This window comes from Limimaricola sp. G21655-S1, from assembly GCF_027213785.1.
Taxonomy (GTDB): Bacteria; Pseudomonadota; Alphaproteobacteria; order Rhodobacterales; family Rhodobacteraceae; genus Limimaricola.
On the sequence record NZ_JAPWGO010000018.1, the window covers coordinates 18,821 to 40,736 of the forward strand.

Genomic DNA, 21,916 nt, shown 5'->3' on the forward strand with positions numbered 1-21,916 from the left:
TTTTCGATTGGCCAGATGTCTCGTAGTAAGATCGGCATGTAAATCCTTGTGATTGCGTCTTGTTCGGAGCCGGATGCGCTTCAATACAGTTTGCCAATATCCATGTCACGGCGCCAGAACTACGGTCGGCTCATCTACCGATTCTGTGGACAAAGCTTAGCTTCGTCCAACTTCGTCGATCTGCTCATCAAGTCTCGTTTCTCGGGAAAGAATGAGTGCGACGGGGCCGCTCTCTGCAATCGAAATGTCGCGGATTTCCGTGACGATGCCCGCGCCGCGTCCGAAATTCTTCGTCTGCAATCTCGTGTGTTGCGGCGGGTCGACGGTAACGATGCACGGCGCGCAAGCGGCAGGGTGTGCGTCACTACTGTCGCCGTTTTCCCTTTCGCTGCTGTTCCCCTCGAAGGTCACGCCAAACCTGACGGGGCGCGCCGGCCGGTCAATGGCTGCCCGCACCACCCCTTCGGGCCGTGTTGTCCATTGACCGGACGGCTTTGCCGCCCCGCCGGACGGAAGGCGTATCGAGGAAAACATTAACCGAAAAGGAGAATACCATGACGACTCGTAACAAGAACACCCGCCGCACCGAAGCCCGTGAAACCACACCGCCGAGCCTGATCGCCTACCATGTCAGCGAACGCGGCGAGAAGAAATTCTGGACCCGCATCGGCGCGGCCTGGGACCACGAAGATGCCCGCGGACTGACGCTGCAGCTCGAACTGCTTCCCGCCGGTGGCGGTCGCATCGTCCTTCGCGAACCACGCGATGAAGATGTTGAAGTGATCGAAGAGGAGGGCGCGTAAGCGCCCTTCGCTGAAACAGGGACGCGGGTAACCGCGTCCCTGTCAGCTGTTTGCGGCCTTTGCTTTGGGCGGACGGCCGCGCCGCCGTTTCGGCTTGTCGATCTTCACGTTCAGGCCCTGTTCTTTGGCAAGGCGCTGAATCTGTGCGATCGCGTCTTGCTTGCGCTTGGCCCCGCGCTCTTCGAGCAGCGCCGTGGCCGCGCTGATCAGGTCCTGCAACTCCGCGTCGGACTTGTCTTGCAGGCGGGGCGCACGCTCCTGCGGTGCGCCCGCGCCAGGGTCAATGATGATGTGGTTCGTCACCTAAGGCCTCCTTCAGAACGGGATTTCATCGTCGTCATACGGACGAGGCCGCTCTAGCGGATACTCGGGTACCGGTATGCGAAGGGGTCGTCGGTCATGCAAACTGGGACTAATAAGGCGTGCGCCAGCATCACGCTGCCCCTGGAGAGACAAGCTCATCATCGCCAGAAGTCTTGTGACCGACAGGTCTTCTCCGTCATCCAGGAATCCGTACTCCGCGTGGTTGGCAAGCAAAGCGGCGGCCATATACAACTCCCTGACGGCCTGTTTTTCAGCGCCGCCATGAATGTCTCCGAATATGAACTCTTCCAGGGAGTAGCCGTTTACATCAGCCATTTTTTGCATAAGCGTTCTCGGACAACCCCTGCCGACAAACAAGTTCAGTGACTCATTCACAAGCTGCTCGATATTCCGGAATATGTCGGTCCGTTCTGCGGCTTGGGAGAGCCATTCATAAACCCCCAGATCAATCGCCACTGTGATTTCGATCTGCATCTGTCGGTGGTCATTCTGCGGAACGGTTCTCGGATGCAGAGCGCGGAGGCGGGCTTGAGTTAGCTTTTTCATTTCTTGTTCCTTCCATCATCTTTGGTTTCGGGTTGGTCGTCTTCGGCGGGAAAATCATCGACGTGCCAGACGCCGCCGCCGGGGTCTTCGATGAATTGCTCACGCAGCTCGCGCTGGCGTTCGCGTTCTCGTTCGTTCGGAATTTTGGGATTGGTCATCGCTTCTCTCAGGGTTTGGGCGGCGGCAGCAAAAGCTGCCGCGCCTTGGCGTTCGGAAGGCGCTTCAGCGCGTCCTGCCCGCCTGCGGTCAGCAGCGCCGCGCCGCTGCACAGGTCAGAAAGCGGCAGCTGATCGCCCAGCTTGATCGACCGGCCGCCGGTAGCTTCGGCGATGCTGTTGAAGGCTGAGGCCGCGACGGGATCGTCGCCTTCGCGGAAGCAGAAGACGCGGCTGCCGCGATTGCGCAGAGTGCACGTCGGCATCAGGACGACATTGCTGCACTCTTCGAAGGCATCGCCGATCAGGATCAGCGCGTCGGTCTTTGTCTTGTCGTTCGCAAAAGCTTCGAGCGCCGGGATGAACTGCGTCAGGCCTTGGCGGCAGCGCACCGCTGTCATCTTCTTTGCGACCTTCAGCGCATCACCCTGCCAGCCATAGTCGGACAACTTGCCGCCCCCGAACTCCAGCAGCCGCAACTGCAGGGCTTTCAGTCCGGCCAGGTCCTTGAACATCCGCAGCTGCGCCGTCTGGGCCTGTTCCCAGCTGTGCTCACGGCTGCCGGTGGCATCAATGATCATGCCGATATGCACCGGGCGGCGCTGTGCTTTGAAGGCCGCCACGGCGCGCGTCAGCGCCGTGGACTTGTTCGGTTTGATGATGGCAGGCAGCATGATCATCGCGCCTTCTTGTTCGAGGTTTCGTTCTGGTCGCTGCGCCAGCTGACGATCTTATTGCGGACCGGCGGGAAGCTTGGCAGCGGCGGTTCCGTCCAGCGCCTGCGCCATTGCGGGTTATGCTCGGGATCGCTCATCCGCGCGTAATCGGGCTTGCTGCGTTTCATGTCGGGCTCCTTCCACCGGAAGTTTTTGTTCTGATGGGAAGAGCTTACGGATGCGGGTCACCCCGCGTCCTGAGCACAGACTGGTCACATGCGGCGCCGCGCTTTCTTCAGGACATCGCGCGCGGCATTGATCTGCTTTGCAGCTTCTTCACTGCCGCCAGGGGTATCGGGATGCGCCGCCGCGATGGCCTTGCGATAGGCCTTGCTCAGTTCCTTCTCGCTGAAGCCCACTTCGAGCCCGAGCAGCCGCATCGCGAATTCCTGATCGTCATCATCGCCGGCATGATGGTCATCGGGCTGATCCTGCTGATGATGCTCTTCGTCATCATGCCGATCATCAGCTTCGCTGCGGCGCATCTCGCTGAGCAGCAGCCGGGCAAACAGCAGCCCGTCCGCCAACAGCCGGAACGGCAGCACGATGATCAGCACCGGTAGCCGCAGCACGGTCTTGAGCGCCGTCCAGATCACTAGCACGATGAACCAGAGCAGATAGCCGATACCGGTCAGCAGGATCGGGGCGATCTCGGCAAAGATCATCGAGATCAGCACCCAGCCAATCAGCAGCCAGATCATTTTAAACCTCCGATCAGTCCGGCGTCGTGCACGTAGGGAAGGCCGTAGAGGAGCATCAGACCGGTCATGGCCAGCGCGACCAGCGGGTGCGGGGCCATCAGGCAGACGAGCGCGTAATACAGCCGCCCCCAGAACGCGCTGATGCTGTTATACGGGCTGCGCTTTGGCATCTTGCCGTCATAGAATGGACCCGGATTGTAGCGGCCTTGCAGCTCCGGCCGATTCCAGTACGCGACCTTCTTCAGCCTCATCGGCCACAGATTGCCGAGCAGCACGATCTGCTCATCGTCATTGGTGCGCAGCAGCTCTTCGGCCATCAGCAGCGGCCGCGCTGTGTGCGACACCGACCGCTCGCCGCGCGCATTCACGCTTTCAGTGACGACCGTGCTCTGGCCGATCATGTCGCGCGTGTACTGCGCGGTCTGCAGATCGCTGACGCCGAGTATCTGCAGCAGGGCGCAGTTGCTGACGATGGTCTGCCAGTTCGCGCCGTAAAGCTCGACCACCTGGCCGATATTCTGCCAGATCGTCCAGACCCGCACCTTGTACTTGCGCAGAGTCGCCAGCCAGTTCGGCAGCCTTACGATCTTGCCGAGTGCCGCCGCCTCATCGATCAGGAAGGTCACCGGCTCCGGCGCATAAGGCTTGCGCTGCAGGCACAGAATGGCACAGGCCATCGCGAGGCGCGTGATCGCCGCATGGCTCTCGATATATTCGAGCGGCATGACAACGCTGATGATGCAGCCATTGCTGGCCTTGCCCTTTGCTTTCAGCTTCCGGAAATCGACATCGTTGCGCGACAGGTTTTGCCGCACCAAAGGATCAGCCAGGAAAGCAAGGTCCTGCTGGATCGTCGACATGATCGCCGAGAATTCTTCGGGCGCCGTAGCCTCGATGCGCGAAAGCTTATCGGCTTCGAACTTCGCCAGATGGCCGCAGGCCGGATTGGTCTTCATGGCGCGCAGCAGCGCGTTCCAATTGGCGAGGCCCGCATAGGCGTATTCATAGAGCGTCGCGATGTTCTGGCGGTGTGCCGGCTCTGCCGTCTTGATATGGACGAGCATCGCCCGCTTGGCGCTCGCTGCCGCGTCTTTGAAGTAGCCGGAGCTGCCGCTTTCCTTGCCGGTGCGCGGTGTCAACATCTCGGCGAACAGCAGGGCATCGGCGGCGAAGCTCGCACTGTTTGCATCAAGCTGCGACAGCGGATTGAAGCCGTGCACCGGCAGCGCCCAGGGCTTGTCCGTGTGCATCGCGAACGGATTGATGCAGGCGATCTCAAGCCGGTCCTTGCGCCACGCCTTGATCGCCGTGGCGGCGTTCTCGCCGCCGGGATCAACAACAAAGGCGCGCTTGAGCGTGAGCAGGTTCGGCAGGATCGCCGCCGTGCCCTTGCCGCAGCCGGTCATGCCGAAAGTGATCGCGTGCGCGCCCTGATAATGCACGGCCAGACGGCCGGTCCAGTCACCGACATACAGGCCGCGCTTCTTGAACAGCCCTTTGCGGAAGGCGGTGAACACACGGCACCAGGCCGCCGCACCATGCGTGGTCTTGTTGTTGTTCTCGAAGCGCCAGCACAGCAGAACCAGCGCGACGATGATCATGATCGCATAGGCGACATAGTCCGGTCTGATCGCTTCCATTTGCGGGCGTCCTTGCTATTGTTGGTCCGGCTCGCGCCGGCGCATTGCGCTGCCCACAAACCTGCCGTCCGCCCGCGCGGAATTCCTGAGCAAGGACTGGTCACGCTGCGCCGCGCTTATTGCGGGGGCGCAGCGATGAACGAGACCGGCGGTCTCATCACGGTCAGCGAAGAAGAGCGCGCGCGTATCCGCGCGGCGCTGCAGGCCTATATGCGCGCCCATCGCATCGGTGTGCCGACGCTCTGCGCCCTGGTCATCGACCGTGATCCACGCCAGCGCGAGATGCCACTCTCGACCCTGCAGCGCTTCCTGCGCGGCAAACATCGGACGGGCGATGCCTACGTCACGATGTGCGCGCAGTTCCTGGAGCGCGAAGGCTTCACGCCGCCCGAAGAGCGGGACCCGCTCGCCGATCTCGGCGGTGCGATGGCAGGCTTCTGGTCAGGTCGCGACTTCGATGCGGCTGCATTTGCACCGCTGGTCGGCACCTACGTCCATGTCTACGCGAAGGACACCGACAAGGAGCAGAATGTGCTGACGGTGCGCGAAGCACCGGCACACTATCTGGCCGTGCAGGAACAGCGCGGCGGCGTCGTACCGGAGCTGCGCTACAATTTCGAAGGTGTGCTGGTGCGCGCCGGTGTGCTGTTCCTGATAGCCATGCGGGAAACTCTCACCGGACTGCCGCGCACCTATTGGCTGGAGCGTCTGTCATCACCGCCGCAATATAGGGGTACCTACCTGCAAGGGCAGGCGACGGAAGCCTTGTTCCGCGTCGAGGGCGACAACGGCACCTGTATGAAGACCGAACAGGTGCTGATTGAATCGGGGAGGGCTCGTGGTGCTATTTCTTCAGTTTGACGAACAGAACCGTCCCATCCTCGCTGACCGTGGCCGCTATGCTGACGACGATATGCTCGCCTGCGCCTATCGCGGCGAGAATGAAAAGGTGTTGGCCGCGCTTGCCGCCGGTGCCGATATCGACATGGTGGATGCGCCGACGGGGCTGAGTGCTCTGCACATCGCCGTCGGCACCAATAATCTGAAGCTGACCCGTGCTCTGCTGGAGCAATATCGGGCAGGCTTCTTTCCTGATCAGGCGGGACGCTGGCCGAGCCTGATCGCCATTGAATGTGATGTCGACGAGGAACTCGCGGACTACATCATAGAGGCAAAAGCGCGCTTCCTGGAACAGGAGCGCTCCGCATAAATCGGCGGTCTAAATTGCTGCGTGGAATGGATAATTCCGGGCGGGGAATTTGACCCAGCCGCAAAATTCAGGCAGTGTATAGCCGCCCAAATTAGCTGTGAGAGCCAGTTTGCGCGTAATGGTTAAGGTTTCCTTAAGCCCTCATGCGGCATACTGGAGGAAGAGAAGCTTAAGGGCGAATACAAGATGTGCGCGGGGTCCCCGCGCCATCTTGGCAAGGGTGTGCTCCGCCCCCCGTTGCATCCCCCAGGTCATCGTCTTTTTTCGGGCATCGAGCCCTAAAAAGACGATCGCAGCGCGCTCCTCCGCCATGCCGTCAGTTCACTGTGACCAGTTCATGACCTTGGCTGCGACCGCGCTGCTGCGCCACCTTCTCCGCTGACAGCTACGAACGGTGACGAGGGGAGATGTCTCTCTCCCCGCAATCCGGAAATTCACGCGGCTGCGTGAGTTTTCCGGTTGCCCCCATAGACCGGGCTTTCGCGCCCTGGACCACGACCACCGTTTCGCCGCTGGAGGACGATCAGGAGACGGCGCTCTCCTGAACCATCGCGGAACGTTTGCCCGTTCCATCAGCACCGAGGGGCGCCCCCCTTGGAAACCCGCTCCGGCCCGTCTGGGACCGGACCATGCCGCAAGCTGCCGCTTCGTGCATGGCGCAGAAAGAAGGACGACATGAGCAAAAGCGGCAGCGAGAAACGTCAGCGCGCGATCAGCCTGAAGGCGCGCTTTACCGATGCGGAGGCCGTCCTGATCAGGGACCAGGCCGCCCGCACCGGCGTTTCTGTTGCTGCGCTTATTCGCTATGCTGTTCTGCACCAGCATCCGCCAAAATCATCCCGCACGCCGCCGCTCGATCGCGAGGCGGCTGCGCAGCTGATCGGCAAGCTTGGTCAGGTCGCAGGCGCTCTTCGCGCTGCCGCTGACCAGGCGGATGAGATGCAGTGCGCTGCCATCGTCGATGCCGCCCATCGCGATCTTGCCGAAATGCGCGCCGCGCTCTTCGAAGCGCTTGGCAGGTTGCCATGATCCTTAAGGGCAGCCAGCGCGGCAACGGCAGCGATCTTGCCGTCCATCTCATGAATTCCTACGACAACGAGCGCGTCGAGATCGCAGAAATTCACGGCGCGGTCGCCGATGATCTGTTCGGTGCCTTCGCCGAATTCGAGGCCGTCGCGTCGGGAACGAAAGCCTCGAAATACCTCTACAGCCTATCGATCAATCCGCCGTCGCTGCTGTCCCGCGAGCAGTACGGCGAGGCGATTGCGCTGATAGAGGAACGGCTCGGCCTGCAGGGGTAGCCGCGCGCTGTTGTCTTTCACGTCAAACCCGACGGGCAGGGCATCGGCCGCGAGCATTGTCATGTCGTCTGGTCGCGCATCGATGTCGACCGCATGAAGGCGGTTCATCTTTCGCACGACCGCTCACGGCTGATGGACTGCGCCGTGCAGCTTGCCCGGAAATTCGGGCTGGAGCTGCCGCCGGGTCTGAAGGCGTGGGAAGAAAAGTCCCGCACCTTCGAGAAGGACAAACTCGACCCCTCGCTCGCCGAAAAGGCCCAGTCCCAGAAATCAGGCATCACGCCCGATGAGCGTCGTGATGCCATCACACGGGCCTATGAGCAGTCCGACACTGCCGAGGCTTTCCGTGCTGCGCTTTCCGCGCAGGGCTACGTCCTTGCGCGGGGTGACCGCCGCGCCTTTGTCGTTGTCGATGAGCAGTGCGATGTGCACAGCCTGACCCGCTACGTCAAAGGCCACAAGGCAAAGGACATCAAGGCAAAGCTCGCTGCCATCGAGTTCGATAATCTGCCGGATGTGGATCAAGCCAAGGAGCTGATCCGTGAGCGGCAGCGCAATCAATCACAGCAGCAAGGCGAGGGTGACAGTGGCCATGTTGATGACGGGGCCATGGTCCGGCGGCGCGAGGAATACGCGCGCGAGCTGCAGCGGCAGCAAGACAAGCGGCGGGCCGCGCTGCGGGGCCAGACACAGGAGCTTCTGATCCGCCAGCAGCAGGAGCGCATGGCGCTCCATGCCGCTCAGGCCAAAGATAAGTCAGGCCTGTTCTTCCGCGCGCGGCGTGCCGTTGCCGATCTGATTGGCAGGACGCCGGCGCTGCGCAGCATACTTGCGCCGCTGCAGAAGCTAACTGGCCTCGATCCGATTGAGCGGCACAAGCGGGAAGGCGAGGCGCTAGTGCGTCGCCATGAGCGCGAGAAGCAGATGATGGGACGGAAGGAGCGCTTCCTGGCGCGGATCGAACAGCGGGAAGCAATGGCGATGGAGCGCAAGCTAGCGAATCTGGAGCGGGAAGATCGGGCATTGGCGCTCGTCAGTGCGGGTGCCAATCACTTCCACGCTTCGCGGGAAGATGCCCGGAAGCGGCACTATGAACACGGAAACCTTCAGGTGGAGTTTAATGATGCCGGGGGCTTCATTGAGGGTGCTGATCACGTCGATGAAGACGAGGGCGATGAGCGCGCGCAAAAGTGGAGAGATGAATCCGAAGCGTCATTGCAGCGTGGCAGGCCTCGGGGACGTAGCGGTTACAGAAGGGACGACGACTGAGCTCGCCGTTTTGCTCCGGTGAGCGCCTATGCCACCTCGGTAGATGTCCGGTTCTCAAATTTCCAGAATACTTAATATTTTCAGCGTGTTGTCTGCAGTCTGTTTGACAGGTTACTCATGATGTGCTTTACTGTCCTTAGTCCGCGGACAGAGGACATATGGTGTAAGCGAATGAAAAGCCAAGATATTGTCATATTGCTCAAGCTAGTGAGCCTGCAAGAACAAGAGGATTCCGATCTTCTTGATAGCCCTGACTGGTCCTCAGGTCGCGAAGAGCCTTACTCGGTCCGTGGCCTGGGCAATTCCCTTGGCATCAGCAAGACGGAAGTGAGCGCCTCGCTCAACCGTAGCCTAGAATCCGGCCTGGCCATAAGGGATCGCAGCTATCGGCGGGTGAAGCCAAATCGTCGTGACCTGTGCGAGTTTATCGCCAATGGTCTGAAGTTTGTCTTTCCGGCGAAACCCGGCGCGCCCGAGCGCGGCATACCAACAGGGTTCGCGGCGCCGATGCTCGAAGGTCAACTCATCAGTGCCGGCCAAGACATCTATGTATGGGCTTATGCGCAGGGTAGGGAGCGCGGGCTTTCGGTTGAACCGTTGTTCAAGTCTGTGCCCGAGGCTGTCCAAAAGGACGAGCGCCTGTACGAATACCTCGCACTGGTCGACGCCATCAGACTTGGAAAACAGCGTGAATCCAATCTCGCCGTCGATAGGCTCAATCAAAGGCTCCTGAATAAATGACGGTCCAGGGGCAGCTTCTTTACATGCTCGAAACCGTGGCCGCGGCCATCGGGGACGATCTGCGTGATCGCCTTGTGTTTGTCGGCGGATGTACGACGGCACTGTTCATCACCGATCCGATCACACTGGAAGACGTGAGACTTACAAATGATGTCGATCTCATCGTCGACCTGGCCGGTTACGGCGAGTGGGCAGAGCTGCAGGAGCAGCTGTTTGGGAAGGGCTTCACGATTTCTGCGGAAGACGAGGTCATCTGTCGCATGAGACTTGGCGAACTCATCGTCGATTTCATGCCGGACGATGAGAGCATCCTCGGTTTCTCGAACCGCTGGTATGCGCGGGGCATCGAGACAGCAGTCTCGCACCCGTTGACGGGTGAGTTGGAGATCAAGCATCTGACTGCGCCACTCTTTGTCGCGACGAAGCTCGAAGCCTACGGTGGGCGCGGTGGCGACGACCCGTTAGGGAGCCACGATCTCGAAGATATCTTGATCGTCGTGGACGGACGGGAGGAACTTCTCGCTGAAGTGCAGGAAGCGGACGAGGACGTGCGCAGCTTTATCGCTTCAAGACTTCGGGCATTCAAAGAGCACGCCGACTTCGACAATTTCTTGGAAGGGAACATCAGAGGTCCTGCCGGACGCGTCGACATTGTCCGCGACCGTATCGACGCGCTCGCGAACTGCGATGGCGGTGCCTGAGATGGGCGTAGAGATCAAGTGGCGTAGCGAACAGGGAAATCGCACCGACGACAATCGCGACTGTTGCGGGGTTGGGCTTCGTGACGATGCCGTTCTTGCTGTTGTGCTCGACGGCTCCTCGAACGGGAAAGACAGTGGCGCTTTCGCTCGCGACGTGGCGCGCAATCTAGTCGACTGGTTCGTCGTCGCGGAAGTCGTGACACCGGAGACCATCATCGAACGTTTGCGCGTGATCCACGCGGAACTGTCAGGCACATATCGGCGAGACTCGGCGAGCGTCGTGATAGCACTTATCGAAAGGCAGGGTGCGACCCGCATTCTCCACGCCGGTGATTGTCTTGCAGGACTGGTTCAAGAGGCGTCCGACATCGAATGGTTGATACAGCCACACACCCTGGCAAACCCCATATCGCCGGTAGCGATTGATGAGCTCGCAAGGTCACCGTCGCGTAACCTACTTACGCGGAGCTTCCGCACAAAAGGATTCATGGTTCCCCAAGAGACCGTCCAAACATTCGGGGCTGGTCAGCGCCTGGTTCTCACGACTGATGGGTTCTGGGCCTCACTCGGTCCCAGTCAGAAGACCGCGTTTCTGACCGGCGATGCGAACCAGCTTTCCGAAGACCGCGATGACTGCAGCGCTCTTACACTAACGGTCGTCGAAGATCAGCCAGACGAGGTAATCGAAGCGGCAGGTGACAATCTCTACGTCGTAGATGCACGGCACTAGTCAGAGAGGCGATCGCCCACGCTCGCGCTTGGGACAATTTTGGGACACTCGGTAGCCGATTCGGGCGACATGTAGCGACACAGAGCGAACATTAAGTCATTGATAAGATGAAATAACTGTTCATCATCAAGGGCTTGGGATCGCCCTCCGAAGGCAGAGGCCAGAGGTTCGAATCCTCTCGGGTGCGCCATTTTTCTTTTCTGCCGTAAGACAAGCCGCTGCTAAGCGGGTCGACCATCGAGCGCTCTTCGATGCGCCGTGGCTTAGTTGCTTCGGATCTACCTAGGCGTTAGTCGGGCGCCGCGCTTCGGCTCGAATGTTCAGGTAGTTGCCTCCGAGGATCAGCGTGGCGCCGATCAGCATCAGCGGACCGACGGGTTCGCCGTAGAGTACCAGCCCAACCATCGCGATGACCGGCAGGCGGAGGAAGTCAAACGGCATCACCAGCGTCGCGGGTGCGAGGCGCAGCGCGTTGGCGATGCAGAAATGCGCGCCGAGACCAGCCGCGGCGATCACGCCGATCCAGGGCAGAGTCGACTGCGACGGGGCGGCGATGGCGCCATCGACCCCGGCGCAGGCCAAGCCGAGCACCGTCTGGCTCGCGGTCATCCACCATAGGATGCAGGCCACCGGGGCCTCCGCCGTGAGACGCCGGGTCAGCATGTAGGTCAAGGCAAATCCCACGGCGCAGCCCGCCGCGGCCAGAAGCGCGGGGCTGAGCGGGGCGGCGCCGGGACGCGCGACCATCACGATCCCGATAAAGCCGAGGATCGCCGCGATGGCGCGCGGTCGCGTCAGCCTTTCGCCCAGAAGCAGCGGCGACAGCACCAGCACCCAGAGCGGTGCGGTGAATTCGAAGGCGAAGACCTGCGCCAAGGGCAGCGAAGCGAGGGCATAGAACCACAGGTTCTGGGCGCTGAAATGGGCGATGTTGCGCGCCAGATGCAGGCCGGGGCGGCGCGGCGTTACCTCGTGCCAGCGGCGCCCAAGGCTCAGGACGAGGGCGACGATCGCCATGCCGATCAGCGACCGCCAAGCCATGATCTCGAAGGTGTCGAGCTCGATCGACACGGCCCGGCCCGCAATCGCCATCGAGGTGAAGGCCGTCACGGCGCCCATCATCCACAGGGCGGCATAGAGCGGCGCGGTGCGCGATGGCCGGGCGATGCTGGGGGTCATCTCCGCGTGCTCCTCAACCGCAGCGTGGGTCTTCGCGCTTCACTAGCGCAGGCTGTAGGGCTTTCCCAGCGCCGCGATCGGCCGCCGTGGCGGGCAGGGCGCCGGGGTGCTGCGGCTCGAACCCGTTTGACCCGCAGCACAGGGGGGCCTAGAAGTCGGCAACACTTCCGAGAAGAGCGGGAACTGCCTTGACCGACGCCAGCCCCATCCGCCACGACTGGACCCGCGCCGAGGCGCAGGCGGTCTTCGACCAGCCGTTCAACGACCTGCTGTTCCAGGCGCAGACCGTGCATCGGCAGAACTTCGACCCCAACAAGGTTCAGCGCAGCCGGCTGTCGAACATCAAGACCGGCGGCTGCGCCGAGGATTGCGCCTATTGCAGCCAGTCGGCCCGCAACGGGTCGCATCTACCGGCCTCGAAGCTGATCGAGGTCGAGCGCGTGCTCTCCGAGGCGCGCCGCGCCAAGGAGCAGGGCTCGACCCGCTTCTGCATGGGCGCGGCCTGGCGCTCGCCCAAGGAGCGCGACATGGACCAGCTCGTCGCCATGGTCGAGGGCGTGCGCGCCATGGGCATGGAAACCTGCATGACGCTGGGCATGCTCGACGACGACCAGGTGATCCGGCTCAAGGGCGCGGGGCTCGACTACTACAACCACAACATCGACACCTCCGAGCGCTATTACCCCGAGGTGATCACCACCCGGACCTTCGCCGACCGGATCGACACGCTCAACCGCGTGCGCGAGGCCGGGATCAAGGTCTGCTCGGGCGGCATCCTCGGGATGGGCGAGACCGAGATGGACCGGATCGACATGCTGCTGGCGCTCGCCAATCTCGAAGAGCATCCCGACAGCGTGCCGATCAACCAGCTGATGCCGATGCCCGACACGCCGCTCGCCGATGCCGAGCCGGTCGACGGGATCGACTTCGTCCGCGTCATCGCGCTGGCGCGTATCCTGATGCCCAAGGCGCATCTGCGCCTTTCGGCCGGGCGCACCGCGATGAGCGAGGAGACGCAGGCGCTGTGCTTCTTCGCGGGCGCCAACTCGATCTTCTCGGGTGACGTGCTGCTCACCGCCGAGAACCCGGGCGAGGACAAGGATTCCGTCCTGTTCGGACGGCTCGGGCTGGAGCCGATGGAACTGGGCGAGACCGGGGCGCGATGAGCGCGGCGGCCTCACGGGGCCGCCCCGGCTTTCCGCGCCACGCCGAGGCGCTCGAAGCGCTTGGCGCGCGCGGCCGCAGGCGGGCGCTGATGCCCCGTGCGGGGCGGGACTTTTCCTCGAACGACTACCTCGGGCTGGCGAGTTCCGAAATGCTGCGCGCGGCGGCGCGCGCGGCGCTCGACCGGGGCGTGGCCACGGGTTCCGGCGGCTCGCGACTGTTGCGCGGCAATGACGTAGAGCACGCGGCATTGGAGGAAGAGGCGGCGGCGTTCTTCGGGGCGCCGGCTGCCCTCTACATGGGGGCGGGGTTTCCCGGCAACGTGGCGATCTTCTCGAGCCTGCCGATGCAGGGCGATCTCGTGCTGCACGACGCGCTGGTCCATGCCAGCGCCCATGACGGAATGCGGCTCGGCCGGGCCGAGACGCAGAGCTTTGCTCATAACGACGCCGATGCCGCGCGCGACGCGCTACGGGCTTGGCGCGCCGCCGGCGGTACCGGCCGGGCGTGGATCGCCTGCGAGAGCCTCTATTCGATGGAAGGTGATCTCGCGCCGCTCGATGACCTCGCCGCCGTCGCGGCCGAGGACGGCGCGGTGCTGGTTGTCGACGAGGCGCATGCGACCGGGCTTTACGGCGCGCAGGGGCAGGGCCGGGCGCACGGGCTCGACCCTTCGGTCGATCTGGTCAGCCTGCACACCTGCGGCAAGGCGCTCGGCGGGGCCGGCGGGCTGATCTGCGGCGATCCGGTGCTGATCGACACGCTGGTCAACCGCGCCCGCAACTTCATCTTCTCGACAGCGCCATCGCCGCTCGACGCCGCTGTCATGCGCGCGGCGCTGCGGCTCGTCGCGGAGCGGCCCGAGCTGCGCGAGGCGGCCTGGCGCAACATCACCCACGCGCATGAGGCCGCGCGACTTGGTGGCCTCGGCGCATTCGGAACGCAGATCCTGCCGGTGCTGATCGGCGACGATGCCAAGGCGCTGGCGCTGGCCCAAGCCTTGCAGGCGCGCGGCCACGACGTGCGCGCGATCCGCCCGCCCACCGTGCCGCGCGGCACGGCACGGCTGCGCGTCTCGATCACCCCCAATGTCAGCACGGACGAGATCGACGCGCTCTTCGCCGATCTCGCCGACATCCGAAAGGCCGCCGCATGAAACCGATCGTCGTCACCGGCACCGATACCGGCATCGGCAAGACCGTGGTCTCGGCGGGCCTCGTCCAGGCCCTCGGCGCGCATTACTGGAAGCCGGTGCAGTCCGGCCTTGAGGAGGAGACCGACAGCGAGATCGTGGCGCGGCTCGCCGGTGCGCCGGTGCTGCCAGAGGCGGTACGGCTCGAACTCCCGGCCAGCCCGCATATCTCGGCCGAGGCCGAAGGGGTGCGGATCGACGTCGAGGCGCTGAGGCTGCCCGACACCCCCCGGCCGCTGGTGGTCGAGGGGGCGGGCGGGCTGATGGTGCCGCTCGACGACCGGACCACCTTCCTCGATCTCTTTGCCCGCTGGGGCGCGCCGGTGGTGCTGGTCGCGCGCACCGCGCTCGGGACCATCAACCATTCGCTGCTGTCGCTGGCGGCGCTGCGCGGGGCCGGGGTGCCGGTGGCCGGGGTGATCTTTTCGGGCGAGTCCGCGCCCCGCGTCGAGCGCACCATCGCCGAGATGGGCGAGGTGACGCATCTGGGCCGGGTCGGGCCGCTCGATCCGCTCGATGGCGACGGCCTGCGGGATGCCTTCGCGGCGATCGACATGGCCGCGATCCGCCGCGCGATGGAGGCGGCATGACCGACGCCGATTTCGACCGCCGCCATTTGTGGCATCCCTATACCAACGTCATGGCGCCGGGTCCGACCTACATGGTCGAGCGCGCCGAAGGGGCGTGGATCACGCTCGACGACGGCACGCGGATGATCGATGCCATGTCGTCCTGGTGGTGCGCGATCCACGGCCATCGGCACCCCGCGATCACGGCGGCGATGAAGGCACAGATCGACCGGCTGCCGCATGTGATGTTCGGCGGGCTCACCCATCGCCCGGCGGTCGAGCTGGGGCGCCGCCTGGTCGAGATGACGCCCGAGGGGCTCGACCACGTGTTCTACTGCGACAGCGGCTCGGTCGCGGTCGAGGTGGCGATGAAGATGGCGGTGCAGCACCAGCTCGCCGCCGGAAATCCGGGCCGCACACGCTTTGCCACGCCGCGCGGCGGCTATCACGGCGATACCTGGAAGGCGATGAGCGTCTGCGACCCGGTGAACGGCATGCACCACCTGTTCGAGGGGGCGCTCAACATCCAGTATTTCGTACCGCAGCCGCCGGTGACCATGTCTGAGGACTGGCCCGAGGACGACGAGGCCAACGGCGTCGCGGGCCTGTCGCGGCTGCTGCACGAGCATGGCGACCAGATCGCGGGGCTGATCCTGGAGCCGATGGTGCAGGGGGCGGGGGGCATGCGCTTCTACCACCCCGAGTATCTGCGCCGGGCGCGCAAGCTCTGCGACGAGCTGGGGATCCTGCTGATCTTCGACGAGATCGCCACCGGCTTCGGTCGGACCGGCGCGCTGTTCGCGGCCGATCTGGCCGGGGTCACCCCGGACATCATGTGCCTGGGCAAAGCGCTGACCGGCGGGCACCTGTCCTTTGCCGCGGTGATGGCATCGGGCGAAGTGGCGCGGCGCATCGGCTCCGGTAAGCCGGGGCTCTTCATGCACGGGCCCACCTTCATGGGCAATCCGCTCGCCTGTGCCGCCGCCTGCGCCAGCCTCGACCTGATGGCGGATGGCGAATGGCGCGACCGCGTGGCGGGCATCGCCTGGCAGATGGAGGCCGAGCTCGCGCCAGCGAGATCGCTTCCGGGCGTCGCGGATGTCCGGGTGCTGGGCGCGATCGCGGTGATCGAGATGGACCACGAGGTCAGCGCCGACCGCGCGCATCCGGTATCGCGCGAAACCGGGGTCTGGCTGCGGCCCTTCGGGCGCAACATCTATGCCATGCCGCCGTATGTCCTGTCGCCGGAAGAGGTCGGGCAGATGAGTGCCGCGATGATCCGCCTCGCGGAGATCCTCTAGGCCGATGCGTTGGCGCTGGCTCAACGGATCGGAGCGGGCAGGGCAGGTGGTGGTGCTGTTCGGCGGCTGGGCCGCCGGGGCCGCACTGTTCCGGCATCTCGGCGATGACCGCGACGTCCTGTTCGTCGAGGATTGGCGCGATCTCGACGCCGAGCTGCCTTCGCTATCGGGTTATGCGCGGCGCAGCCTCGTCGCGTGGTCGTTCGGTGTGGCGGCCTATGCCCATTGGCAGGCCGGGCGCGCGGACCCGTTCCATCGCCGTGTCGCGATCTGCGGCAGCCCGAACCCGGTCGACCGCCGCCTCGGCATCCCGCCCGCGATCTTCGCACGCACCCGCGATCGCCTGGACGAGACGACGCTCGCGGCGTTTCTCGACCGTGCCGACGCGCCTCCCGTGGCGGCCCCCGACATCGACGCCCTGCGCGCCGAGTTGGACGCCGTCGCGGCGCGCGGCCCGGCCCCGGCTGCGGCATGGAACGCGGCTTTGATCGCGACGCGCGACCATGTCTTTCCGGCCCCCAATCTGCGCCGGGCCTTCGCCGATGTGCCGCTGCGCGAGGTCGAGGCACCGCATGCGCCGTTTCGTGGCTGGACGAGCTGGGACGAGGTGCTTTCGTGACCCCGTCCTGCGAGCGTGTCGCCCGGGCGTTTCGCCGAGGGCTGTCGAGCTACCACGCCGAGGCGCGGGTACAGGCCCGTAGCGCCGCGCGCCTGGCCGAGATGCTGGCCGAGCAGGGGGCAGGGCCGCGCATCGATCGGGTGTTCGAGTTCGGCTGCGGCACCGGTCTGCTGACCCAGGCGCTGCGCGCCCGCTTCGAGATCGGCGACTATCTGAGCAACGATCTTCTTGCCGAGGCGGCGGCGCATCTGTCGCCCGAATTGCGCCCGGGTTTTCGCGCCGGGCCGGTGGAGCGGCTGGCGCTCGACGGGCGTTTCGGGCTGATCGCCTCCGGCGCCACGATCCAGTGGATCGCCGATCCCCGGGCGCTGCTGTCGCGGCTCTGCGCGCATCTCGCCCCCGGTGGATTCCTGTTGCTCGGTGGCTTCGGGCGCGGTCATTTCGCGGAGATCGCCGCCTTGGGCGCCCCCGCGCCGCTCTCCTATGCCGACCCCGAGGATTGGCCGGAATTGCTGCCGCCCGGCCTGCGGATCGCCGCGATCGAGGCCCGTCGTGAGGTGATGGGTTTCGACGACCTGCCGCAGCTGCTGCGCCATCTGCGCGCCACAGGCGTCACCGGCAACGCCCGCGCCGGCTGGGGGCGGGGCGCCCTGCGCGCCGCAGAGGCGCGCTGGCGCGCCGAGCATGCCTTGCCGGATGGCCGTCTCGGCCTGAGCTATGTCTCGGTGCATCTCGTAGTGTCCCGGCCGGAGTGAACCGGTCGAGCCCCGCGCATCGGGATCGTTCTCGCGCGTCAATCGAGGATGAAGATCTCGGGCTGGGTCAGGAAATGCTCGCGCAGCGGTGGCACGTCGCCGTCGATCTCCCCCAGCGGCATCGTCGACAGCAGGCCCAGCGCCCGTCGCTTGGCGGCGAGCGCCGCCGGCGGCGCCGAGAGAACACGCAGGGCGCGCGGCACCGGCGCGGTCGCCTGAAACCGCCCTGCGAGCGGATAGGCCAGCGCCCGATGCGTCTCGCCCATGGCGGCCCGGCCGATGGCATGACCCCTTTGCCGGTCGGGATGCGCCTCCTCGCGCCAAGGCAGCAGTACCGCAGCCTCCTCCGGAAGGCAGGCCGCGACCTTTGCGGCGACGAGGTCGAATGGCCGCCCGCCCGAGGGCAACATCCCCTCCCGCTCGTCAAAGCAATGCAGGACCGCTTTCGGCGCAAGGCCCGACAGAGCGGTCGAGACGTCCTGCAGGGCCGCCACGGCGGTGCCGCGCGTCAAGCAGATGACCCGAACCGGCAGCCCGGCCCGGACCGCGCCGTGGATCAGCGCCGCGCATCCCAGGATCTCGTCGCCCGGATGCGACGCGATCACCACGAGACCGCCCGCGTCGCGCAGCAGTTCACCGGCGGTCGCCGAAAGGGCGAGCCGCGCGCCCCACAGAAGCGGGCTCTCGCCGGTGAAACGGCTTGATCCCCGAGGTCCCCGCATACTACGCCCCACCCATGCGCGTCCTTGAGAACATCATCAGCGATCGTGGTTCGAAATACGCCGTTTCGGGCGCGCCCTGCACCTCCGACGCCGAGGCCAAGCTGCTTCTGAAGGAGCTGCAACGCCGCAAGAAATTCGCCAAGGCCACCCATAACAGCTGGGCCCTGCTGGCGACGGACGGTCCCTTGAAGAACGATGACGGCGAGAGCGGGGCCGGCATGGTGATCCTGCGCATGCTCGAGCGCGAGGGGCTGCACGACCACCTCATCATCGTGACCCGCTGGTATGGCGGCAAGCATCTGGGCGGCGACCGCTTCCGGCACGTGCAGGACGCGGTGCGGATCTATCTCGACGCCCTGGCGGTCGACCGGCAGGGTTGAGCGTCACCATCGGGTAGAGGTCAGACCTGGCCATCTGTCTTGATATTGATGGTGTTGCCGCAATGCTTGCAATGCACCGCGTCGGCATCGTGCAGGAAAAGCCCGCAGGTCTGGCAGGTCACCCGCACCTTGCTGGGGCGGAACAGCACCTGCGCCAGCCGCAGGAAAAGCGTGACGCCGCAGATCATGATCGCGACCGAGATCATCCGCCCGCCGGTGCCCGCGAGGGTGATGTCGCCGAACCCGGTGGTCGTCAGCGCCGTGACGGTGAAGTAGAGCGCATCGGCATAGTTGCCGATATCGGCGCTGCTACGATGCTGGGTCGCGAAGACGAAGCCCGACATCACGAAGATGAACACGCCGAGATTGGTCGCGGCGACGAGCAGCTGTTCATTGTCCCGGAAGAACCGAAAATCGGCCCTGAGCCGGTCCTTGGTCTGGAACATGTGCAAGAGGCGCAAGGTGCGCAGGATCCGAAGGAAGGCAAAGCCCTCGCCCGCCAATGGCGCGAAGAAGGAGACTGCGCTGACGAGATCGGCCAGCGTGGTGGGGTAGCACAGGAACCGCCACCGCCGGGGTGCGATCCACAGCCGCGCCGCAAGATCGGCGAGGATCACCGTGCCGAAGAGCAGGTCGAGCCCCTGCACCCATGGGCCATAGGCGGTAAAGGAGGTGACCACGACGAACAGGATCGCGACGATGTCGAAGCCGAGCAGCCAATAGCGAAAACGATGCGCGCGCGGCGTCGCGCCCCGATAGAGTTCGACCACCCTGTCCTTCATCTTCGCGCGCATCTCCCCGAGGCTCTCATCCGGACCGCGCCGGCTTCGCGCCAACCTTGCACGCGTCGGCGCCACCGTCGACCCGCTCCCCGGCATGACCGTGCAGGGCTCCGAAGCATGCGGCCCCGGACCGGGGCGGTCCCGGGTAGGGCTACGGCTCTGAAGCGTGTCGAAGATCTTGGCCGAAGCACGAAAAGCGCCCCCGTCCGGTGAGCGCCTTTCCGTTTCCTCACCATCATGTTGCCGCATGGCTGCGTCGCTGCACGTTCCCGAACGACGGCGGCGGCGCAAGAGCGCCGCCGCCGTCAGTTTGGCTCGATGGCAACTTATTCGTCGTCGCTGTCCCTCTGCTTGCGCTTGTTGCGGCGTTCAGCCTTCTCGCGCTTACGACGCTCTTTCTTCGCGGCCTTGCGCTTCTCGCGCTTCTCGGCCTTCAGTTCGCGCTTGCTCTTCTTTTCGACCTTGGCGTCCGAGTCGCCATCGTCTTCCTCATCGCGATCGTCTTCATCCTCGCTGGCCCTGCGCTGCTTGCGCCTCTCGGCCTTCAGCTCGCGCTTGCTCTTTTTCTCGGCCTTGGCGCCGGAGCCATCAGTGGCGTCCTCGCGGTCGTCCTCATCCTCGTCGTCCTCATTCTCGTCGCGCTCATCCTCGTCGCGCTCGTCCTCGTCGTGGTCGTCCTCGTCGCGCTCATCCTCGTCGTGATCGTCCTCGTCGTGGACGTCCTCGTCGTGGTCGTCCTCCTCGTGGTCGTCTTCGTCGTGGTCGTCTTCGTCCTCGTCACGATCACGTTCCACGTCCTCGGCCTCTTCCTCGAGGTCCCGGATGGCTTCGCGCTGTTCCTTCTTCAATTCACGAAGCCGCTCGCGGAGTTCGGCCCGCGCCTCGTCGTGGTCCTCGTCGATCCCGGCAAGTTCCTCGGTCAGGTCCGCGATGGCCTCGCGCTTCTCGTTCAGGATGCCTTCGCTCTCTTCCTCAAGCTCGGCGAGGGCTTCGGCCTTTTCCGCTTTCAGTTCGCGAAGTTCCTCCTCCACGTCGGCGCGGTCGCCCGGATCGGCGTCCCTCAACTCCTGCTCGAGTTCGCGCAGAGCCTCTGCAAAGTCCCGATCGATGCCTCGGCGTTCGTCCTCCAGCTCGGCCAGAGCCTCGCGCTCCTCCTCCTCGATCTCCGCGAGGGCGTCCTCGAGCTCGCGGCGGGCCTCGTCGTCATCATCACCGACGTCGGCGATCTCGTCCTTCAACTCGCGGATGGCATCCTTGTACTCGTCGCGGATCTCGCGGATCTCGCGGAGCTCATCTTCCAGATCGTCCACCGCCTCCGCGTCGTCCTCGCTCTCCACCTTGTCCCGCAGCGCCGCGAGCCGCAGGGTGAGGCGGCTGTCGTCGATGGCTTCGGCGAATTCTTCCTCGGTGATGAAGCGGTCGCCCTGCGACGCCATCCGGAAAATACGCTTGCTGCGGATTTCGGAAGCTTGCGCCCATTCCTTGCGGGACAACATGCCATCGCCATCGGTGTCATAGGTCTCGAAGGTCACCGATTGGGCGGTGGCCATGCCGGAGGTGGACAGAAGGGCGCTTATCGCAATCGCCGAGGCGGTGGTCAGAAGTTTCATCGGTCGGTCCCATGGCTGCTGTTCAGCAGTCAAACTACTGCCCAATCGGGCGACAATAGGGCGCAATTCCTGCTGCAAAAAGAGGCACGGCGAAACGCTACGTCCCAATGAGAAAGGGCAGGGACGGAAACGTTCCGAGCGGATGATCACCACTCATGCAGGCGGCACGCATCCGGGTCTCGGGGACATGAGTTATTGCAAGGCCGAAGCGCCGTCTCGGGGTAGAGGTCGATGTCGGCCTGGGGGCGACAGCAGTGCGGGCTTTCGCGGCATCGTCGTCCCGCAGAGAAGCGCATTCGGCGGCGGCAGCGGTCGGGATCCGGACCGAGCGCGGATTCACGGCCGGTCCTCCATTCAGCAGGGAACGCGGGCTGCGATGGCCTGGGTTGTTGTTCTCGAAAGAGGGGCGGGCTTCCCTCATGCCCCGCGTTGCAGTTTCGGCGCGTTCTCGCCCTTTCCCAGCTTCCGACGACGTGTCGGCTTCTCTCCCGCGACCGGGTGCCGTAGCGTGGCAGAGCGCTGAACATGCAGAAGGCATCGTCTCGTATGCTGCTGAGGCAAATCATCGGGTTGTCCCTGTGCTGGCTTCTGCTCCTCGTGGGGCTGGGAGAGGTTGCCGATCCGGAACATGGCCACGTGGCAGACGGACACGCGGAGCACGCCTCCGTCGCAGTTCCCGTTCTCTCCGGCCCGGCTTCTCAATCCACGGCCTGTCATCCCAGCGTGCGGTGCGTCATAGTTCCGGCGGACGAAGGCGCAGTTGCCAGTCCGCCGCTGCGGCTGGCCGGCCGGATGACCTTCGGGGT

28 protein-coding genes are annotated in these 21,916 nt (G+C 64.5%); 16 read left to right on the plus strand and 12 right to left on the minus strand.

Annotated elements, in window-relative coordinates; translation table 11 throughout:
- Positions 1 to 156 precede the first annotated feature (156 nt).
- The gene (locus O4G76_RS15815; RefSeq protein ID WP_269398222.1) at positions 157 to 456 is read right to left on the minus strand and encodes a hypothetical protein; all 300 of its coding nucleotides are present in this window, start codon (positions 454 to 456) and stop codon (positions 157 to 159) included.
- Between the two features lie 98 nt (positions 457 to 554).
- Between O4G76_RS15815 and O4G76_RS15820 the strand changes: the two genes are divergently transcribed.
- Positions 555 to 803 carry a hypothetical protein gene (locus O4G76_RS15820; RefSeq protein ID WP_269398223.1) on the plus strand — a complete coding sequence of 83 codons (249 nt, stop codon included), beginning with the start codon at positions 555 to 557 and terminating at the stop codon, positions 801 to 803.
- Positions 804 to 845: 42 nt separating this feature from the next.
- Here O4G76_RS15820 and O4G76_RS15825 read toward each other — a convergent pair whose 3' ends face one another.
- The 7 genes from O4G76_RS15825 to O4G76_RS15855 all read right to left on the minus strand — a co-directional run bounded on the left by O4G76_RS15825 (position 846) and on the right by O4G76_RS15855 (position 4,885).
- On the minus strand, positions 846 to 1,106 hold the full coding sequence (locus O4G76_RS15825; RefSeq protein WP_269398224.1) for a hypothetical protein: 261 nt from the start codon (positions 1,104 to 1,106) through the stop codon (positions 846 to 848).
- 12 nt (positions 1,107 to 1,118) lie between these two features.
- On the minus strand, positions 1,119 to 1,601 hold the full coding sequence (locus O4G76_RS15830) for a hypothetical protein (RefSeq protein WP_269398225.1): 483 nt from the start codon (positions 1,599 to 1,601) through the stop codon (positions 1,119 to 1,121).
- A gap of 68 nt (positions 1,602 to 1,669) precedes the next feature.
- Entirely contained in the window at positions 1,670 to 1,831 is a 162-nt protein-coding gene (locus O4G76_RS15835; RefSeq protein WP_269398226.1) for a hypothetical protein, read from the minus strand.
- An 8-nt stretch (positions 1,832 to 1,839) separates the two neighbouring features.
- The gene (locus O4G76_RS15840; protein ID WP_269398227.1) at positions 1,840 to 2,508 is read right to left on the minus strand and encodes a hypothetical protein; all 669 of its coding nucleotides are present in this window, start codon (positions 2,506 to 2,508) and stop codon (positions 1,840 to 1,842) included.
- On the minus strand, positions 2,505 to 2,672 hold the full coding sequence (locus O4G76_RS15845; protein ID WP_269398228.1) for a hypothetical protein: 168 nt from the start codon (positions 2,670 to 2,672) through the stop codon (positions 2,505 to 2,507). The genes O4G76_RS15840 and O4G76_RS15845 overlap by 4 nt, the downstream gene beginning before the upstream one ends.
- 84 nt (positions 2,673 to 2,756) lie before the next feature.
- The gene (locus tag O4G76_RS15850; protein WP_269398229.1) at positions 2,757 to 3,245 is read right to left on the minus strand and encodes a J domain-containing protein; all 489 of its coding nucleotides are present in this window, start codon (positions 3,243 to 3,245) and stop codon (positions 2,757 to 2,759) included.
- On the minus strand, positions 3,242 to 4,885 hold the full coding sequence (locus tag O4G76_RS15855; protein ID WP_269398230.1) for a type IV secretory system conjugative DNA transfer family protein: 1,644 nt from the start codon (positions 4,883 to 4,885) through the stop codon (positions 3,242 to 3,244). The genes O4G76_RS15850 and O4G76_RS15855 overlap by 4 nt, the downstream gene beginning before the upstream one ends.
- A gap of 135 nt (positions 4,886 to 5,020) precedes the next feature.
- Here O4G76_RS15855 and O4G76_RS15860 point away from each other — a divergent pair, with 135 nt between their 5' ends.
- The 8 genes from O4G76_RS15860 (at position 5,021) to O4G76_RS15895 (ending at position 10,837) form a co-directional block, all read left to right on the plus strand.
- Positions 5,021 to 5,746 carry a hypothetical protein gene (locus O4G76_RS15860; RefSeq protein WP_269398231.1) on the plus strand — a complete coding sequence of 242 codons (726 nt, stop codon included), beginning with the start codon at positions 5,021 to 5,023 and terminating at the stop codon, positions 5,744 to 5,746.
- Positions 5,727 to 6,095 carry an ankyrin repeat domain-containing protein gene (locus tag O4G76_RS15865; protein ID WP_269398232.1) on the plus strand — a complete coding sequence of 123 codons (369 nt, stop codon included), beginning with the start codon at positions 5,727 to 5,729 and terminating at the stop codon, positions 6,093 to 6,095. Before O4G76_RS15860 ends, O4G76_RS15865 begins: the two co-directional genes overlap by 20 nt.
- A gap of 675 nt (positions 6,096 to 6,770) precedes the next feature.
- Positions 6,771 to 7,124, plus strand: coding sequence for a hypothetical protein (locus O4G76_RS15870; RefSeq protein WP_269398233.1), 354 nt, complete (start codon positions 6,771 to 6,773; stop codon positions 7,122 to 7,124).
- On the plus strand, positions 7,121 to 7,396 hold the full coding sequence (locus O4G76_RS15875; protein ID WP_269398234.1) for a hypothetical protein: 276 nt from the start codon (positions 7,121 to 7,123) through the stop codon (positions 7,394 to 7,396). Before O4G76_RS15870 ends, O4G76_RS15875 begins: the two co-directional genes overlap by 4 nt.
- Positions 7,397 to 7,489: 93 nt before the next feature.
- Positions 7,490 to 8,665, plus strand: a complete 1,176-nt coding sequence (locus O4G76_RS15880; RefSeq protein ID WP_269398235.1) for a hypothetical protein — start codon at positions 7,490 to 7,492, stop codon at positions 8,663 to 8,665.
- 171 nt (positions 8,666 to 8,836) lie between these two features.
- Positions 8,837 to 9,406: a hypothetical protein gene (locus tag O4G76_RS15885; RefSeq protein ID WP_269398236.1), complete on the plus strand. Its 570-nt coding sequence runs from the start codon at positions 8,837 to 8,839 to the stop codon at positions 9,404 to 9,406.
- Between the two features lie 23 nt (positions 9,407 to 9,429).
- Positions 9,430 to 10,107, plus strand: coding sequence for a hypothetical protein (locus O4G76_RS15890; protein ID WP_269398237.1), 678 nt, complete (start codon positions 9,430 to 9,432; stop codon positions 10,105 to 10,107).
- The gene (locus O4G76_RS15895) at positions 10,094 to 10,837 is read left to right on the plus strand and encodes a protein phosphatase 2C domain-containing protein (RefSeq protein WP_269398238.1); all 744 of its coding nucleotides are present in this window, start codon (positions 10,094 to 10,096) and stop codon (positions 10,835 to 10,837) included. The genes O4G76_RS15890 and O4G76_RS15895 overlap by 14 nt, the downstream gene beginning before the upstream one ends.
- A gap of 282 nt (positions 10,838 to 11,119) precedes the next feature.
- Here O4G76_RS15895 and O4G76_RS15900 read toward each other — a convergent pair whose 3' ends face one another.
- Positions 11,120 to 12,016 (minus strand): DMT family transporter, encoded by an 897-nt coding sequence (locus O4G76_RS15900; protein WP_269398239.1) that lies wholly within the window; start codon positions 12,014 to 12,016, stop codon positions 11,120 to 11,122.
- A 188-nt stretch (positions 12,017 to 12,204) separates the two neighbouring features.
- On the opposite strand from O4G76_RS15900, the gene bioB reads away from it, so the two are divergent.
- The 6 genes from bioB to O4G76_RS15930 are packed head-to-tail and all read left to right on the plus strand — an operon-like array spanning position 12,205 to position 17,616.
- Positions 12,205 to 13,182, plus strand: coding sequence for a biotin synthase BioB (bioB, locus tag O4G76_RS15905; RefSeq protein WP_269398240.1), 978 nt, complete (start codon positions 12,205 to 12,207; stop codon positions 13,180 to 13,182).
- Complete coding sequence (locus O4G76_RS15910) at positions 13,179 to 14,336, plus strand: aminotransferase class I/II-fold pyridoxal phosphate-dependent enzyme (protein ID WP_269398241.1); 1,158 nt, start codon at positions 13,179 to 13,181, stop codon at positions 14,334 to 14,336. Before bioB ends, O4G76_RS15910 begins: the two co-directional genes overlap by 4 nt.
- Positions 14,333 to 14,962 (plus strand): dethiobiotin synthase, encoded by a 630-nt coding sequence (gene bioD / locus O4G76_RS15915; RefSeq protein ID WP_269398242.1) that lies wholly within the window; start codon positions 14,333 to 14,335, stop codon positions 14,960 to 14,962. The genes O4G76_RS15910 and bioD overlap by 4 nt, the downstream gene beginning before the upstream one ends.
- Positions 14,959 to 16,242: an adenosylmethionine--8-amino-7-oxononanoate transaminase gene (gene bioA, locus O4G76_RS15920; RefSeq protein ID WP_269398243.1), complete on the plus strand. Its 1,284-nt coding sequence runs from the start codon at positions 14,959 to 14,961 to the stop codon at positions 16,240 to 16,242. Before bioD ends, bioA begins: the two co-directional genes overlap by 4 nt.
- Positions 16,243 to 16,246: 4 nt before the next feature.
- Positions 16,247 to 16,861, plus strand: coding sequence for a pimeloyl-ACP methyl esterase BioG family protein (locus O4G76_RS15925; protein WP_269398244.1), 615 nt, complete (start codon positions 16,247 to 16,249; stop codon positions 16,859 to 16,861).
- The gene (locus O4G76_RS15930; RefSeq protein ID WP_269398245.1) at positions 16,858 to 17,616 is read left to right on the plus strand and encodes a methyltransferase domain-containing protein; all 759 of its coding nucleotides are present in this window, start codon (positions 16,858 to 16,860) and stop codon (positions 17,614 to 17,616) included. The genes O4G76_RS15925 and O4G76_RS15930 overlap by 4 nt, the downstream gene beginning before the upstream one ends.
- A 38-nt stretch (positions 17,617 to 17,654) precedes the next feature.
- Here the strand turns inward: O4G76_RS15930 and O4G76_RS15935 are convergent, their stop codons facing one another.
- Complete coding sequence (locus tag O4G76_RS15935; RefSeq protein WP_269398246.1) at positions 17,655 to 18,338, minus strand: PIG-L deacetylase family protein; 684 nt, start codon at positions 18,336 to 18,338, stop codon at positions 17,655 to 17,657.
- Between the two features lie 14 nt (positions 18,339 to 18,352).
- Between O4G76_RS15935 and O4G76_RS15940 the strand changes: the two genes are divergently transcribed.
- On the plus strand, positions 18,353 to 18,718 hold the full coding sequence (locus O4G76_RS15940) for a YigZ family protein (protein WP_269398247.1): 366 nt from the start codon (positions 18,353 to 18,355) through the stop codon (positions 18,716 to 18,718).
- Positions 18,719 to 18,738: 20 nt separating this feature from the next.
- Here the strand turns inward: O4G76_RS15940 and O4G76_RS15945 are convergent, their stop codons facing one another.
- The gene (locus tag O4G76_RS15945) at positions 18,739 to 19,512 is read right to left on the minus strand and encodes a potassium channel family protein (RefSeq protein WP_269398248.1); all 774 of its coding nucleotides are present in this window, start codon (positions 19,510 to 19,512) and stop codon (positions 18,739 to 18,741) included.
- Between the two features lie 314 nt (positions 19,513 to 19,826).
- Positions 19,827 to 21,263, minus strand: coding sequence for a hypothetical protein (locus tag O4G76_RS15950; RefSeq protein WP_269398249.1), 1,437 nt, complete (start codon positions 21,261 to 21,263; stop codon positions 19,827 to 19,829).
- Positions 21,264 to 21,916: the final 653 nt, after the last annotated feature.

Bases quoted from the DNA above. Each gene is read 5' to 3' on its own strand.
- O4G76_RS15820 (WP_269398223.1), top strand. From the start codon at position 555: ATGACGACTCGTAACAAGAACACCCGCCGCACCGAAGCCCGTGAAACC.
- O4G76_RS15880 (WP_269398235.1), top strand. From the start codon at position 7,490: ATGAAGGCGGTTCATCTTTCGCACGACCGCTCACGGCTGATGGACTGC.
- O4G76_RS15900 (WP_269398239.1), bottom strand. From the start codon at position 12,016: ATGACCCCCAGCATCGCCCGGCCATCGCGCACCGCGCCGCTCTATGCC.
- O4G76_RS15925 (WP_269398244.1), top strand. From the start codon at position 16,247: ATGCGTTGGCGCTGGCTCAACGGATCGGAGCGGGCAGGGCAGGTGGTG.
- O4G76_RS15860 (WP_269398231.1), top strand. From the start codon at position 5,021: ATGAACGAGACCGGCGGTCTCATCACGGTCAGCGAAGAAGAGCGCGCG.
- O4G76_RS15895 (WP_269398238.1), top strand. From the start codon at position 10,094: ATGGCGGTGCCTGAGATGGGCGTAGAGATCAAGTGGCGTAGCGAACAG.
- O4G76_RS15885 (WP_269398236.1), top strand. From the start codon at position 8,837: ATGAAAAGCCAAGATATTGTCATATTGCTCAAGCTAGTGAGCCTGCAA.
- bioA (WP_269398243.1), top strand. From the start codon at position 14,959: ATGACCGACGCCGATTTCGACCGCCGCCATTTGTGGCATCCCTATACC.
- O4G76_RS15835 (WP_269398226.1), bottom strand. From the start codon at position 1,831: ATGACCAATCCCAAAATTCCGAACGAACGAGAACGCGAACGCCAGCGC.
- O4G76_RS15910 (WP_269398241.1), top strand. From the start codon at position 13,179: ATGAGCGCGGCGGCCTCACGGGGCCGCCCCGGCTTTCCGCGCCACGCC.
- O4G76_RS15870 (WP_269398233.1), top strand. From the start codon at position 6,771: ATGAGCAAAAGCGGCAGCGAGAAACGTCAGCGCGCGATCAGCCTGAAG.
- O4G76_RS15935 (WP_269398246.1), bottom strand. From the start codon at position 18,338: ATGCGGGGACCTCGGGGATCAAGCCGTTTCACCGGCGAGAGCCCGCTT.
- O4G76_RS15875 (WP_269398234.1), top strand. From the start codon at position 7,121: ATGATCCTTAAGGGCAGCCAGCGCGGCAACGGCAGCGATCTTGCCGTC.
- bioD (WP_269398242.1), top strand. From the start codon at position 14,333: ATGAAACCGATCGTCGTCACCGGCACCGATACCGGCATCGGCAAGACC.
- O4G76_RS15830 (WP_269398225.1), bottom strand. From the start codon at position 1,601: ATGCAGATCGAAATCACAGTGGCGATTGATCTGGGGGTTTATGAATGG.
- O4G76_RS15890 (WP_269398237.1), top strand. From the start codon at position 9,430: ATGCTCGAAACCGTGGCCGCGGCCATCGGGGACGATCTGCGTGATCGC.
- O4G76_RS15940 (WP_269398247.1), top strand. From the start codon at position 18,353: ATGCGCGTCCTTGAGAACATCATCAGCGATCGTGGTTCGAAATACGCC.
- O4G76_RS15845 (WP_269398228.1), bottom strand. From the start codon at position 2,672: ATGAAACGCAGCAAGCCCGATTACGCGCGGATGAGCGATCCCGAGCAT.
- O4G76_RS15850 (WP_269398229.1), bottom strand. From the start codon at position 3,245: ATGATCTGGCTGCTGATTGGCTGGGTGCTGATCTCGATGATCTTTGCC.
- O4G76_RS15855 (WP_269398230.1), bottom strand. From the start codon at position 4,885: ATGGAAGCGATCAGACCGGACTATGTCGCCTATGCGATCATGATCATC.
- O4G76_RS15840 (WP_269398227.1), bottom strand. From the start codon at position 2,508: ATGATCATGCTGCCTGCCATCATCAAACCGAACAAGTCCACGGCGCTG.
- O4G76_RS15945 (WP_269398248.1), bottom strand. From the start codon at position 19,512: ATGCGCGCGAAGATGAAGGACAGGGTGGTCGAACTCTATCGGGGCGCG.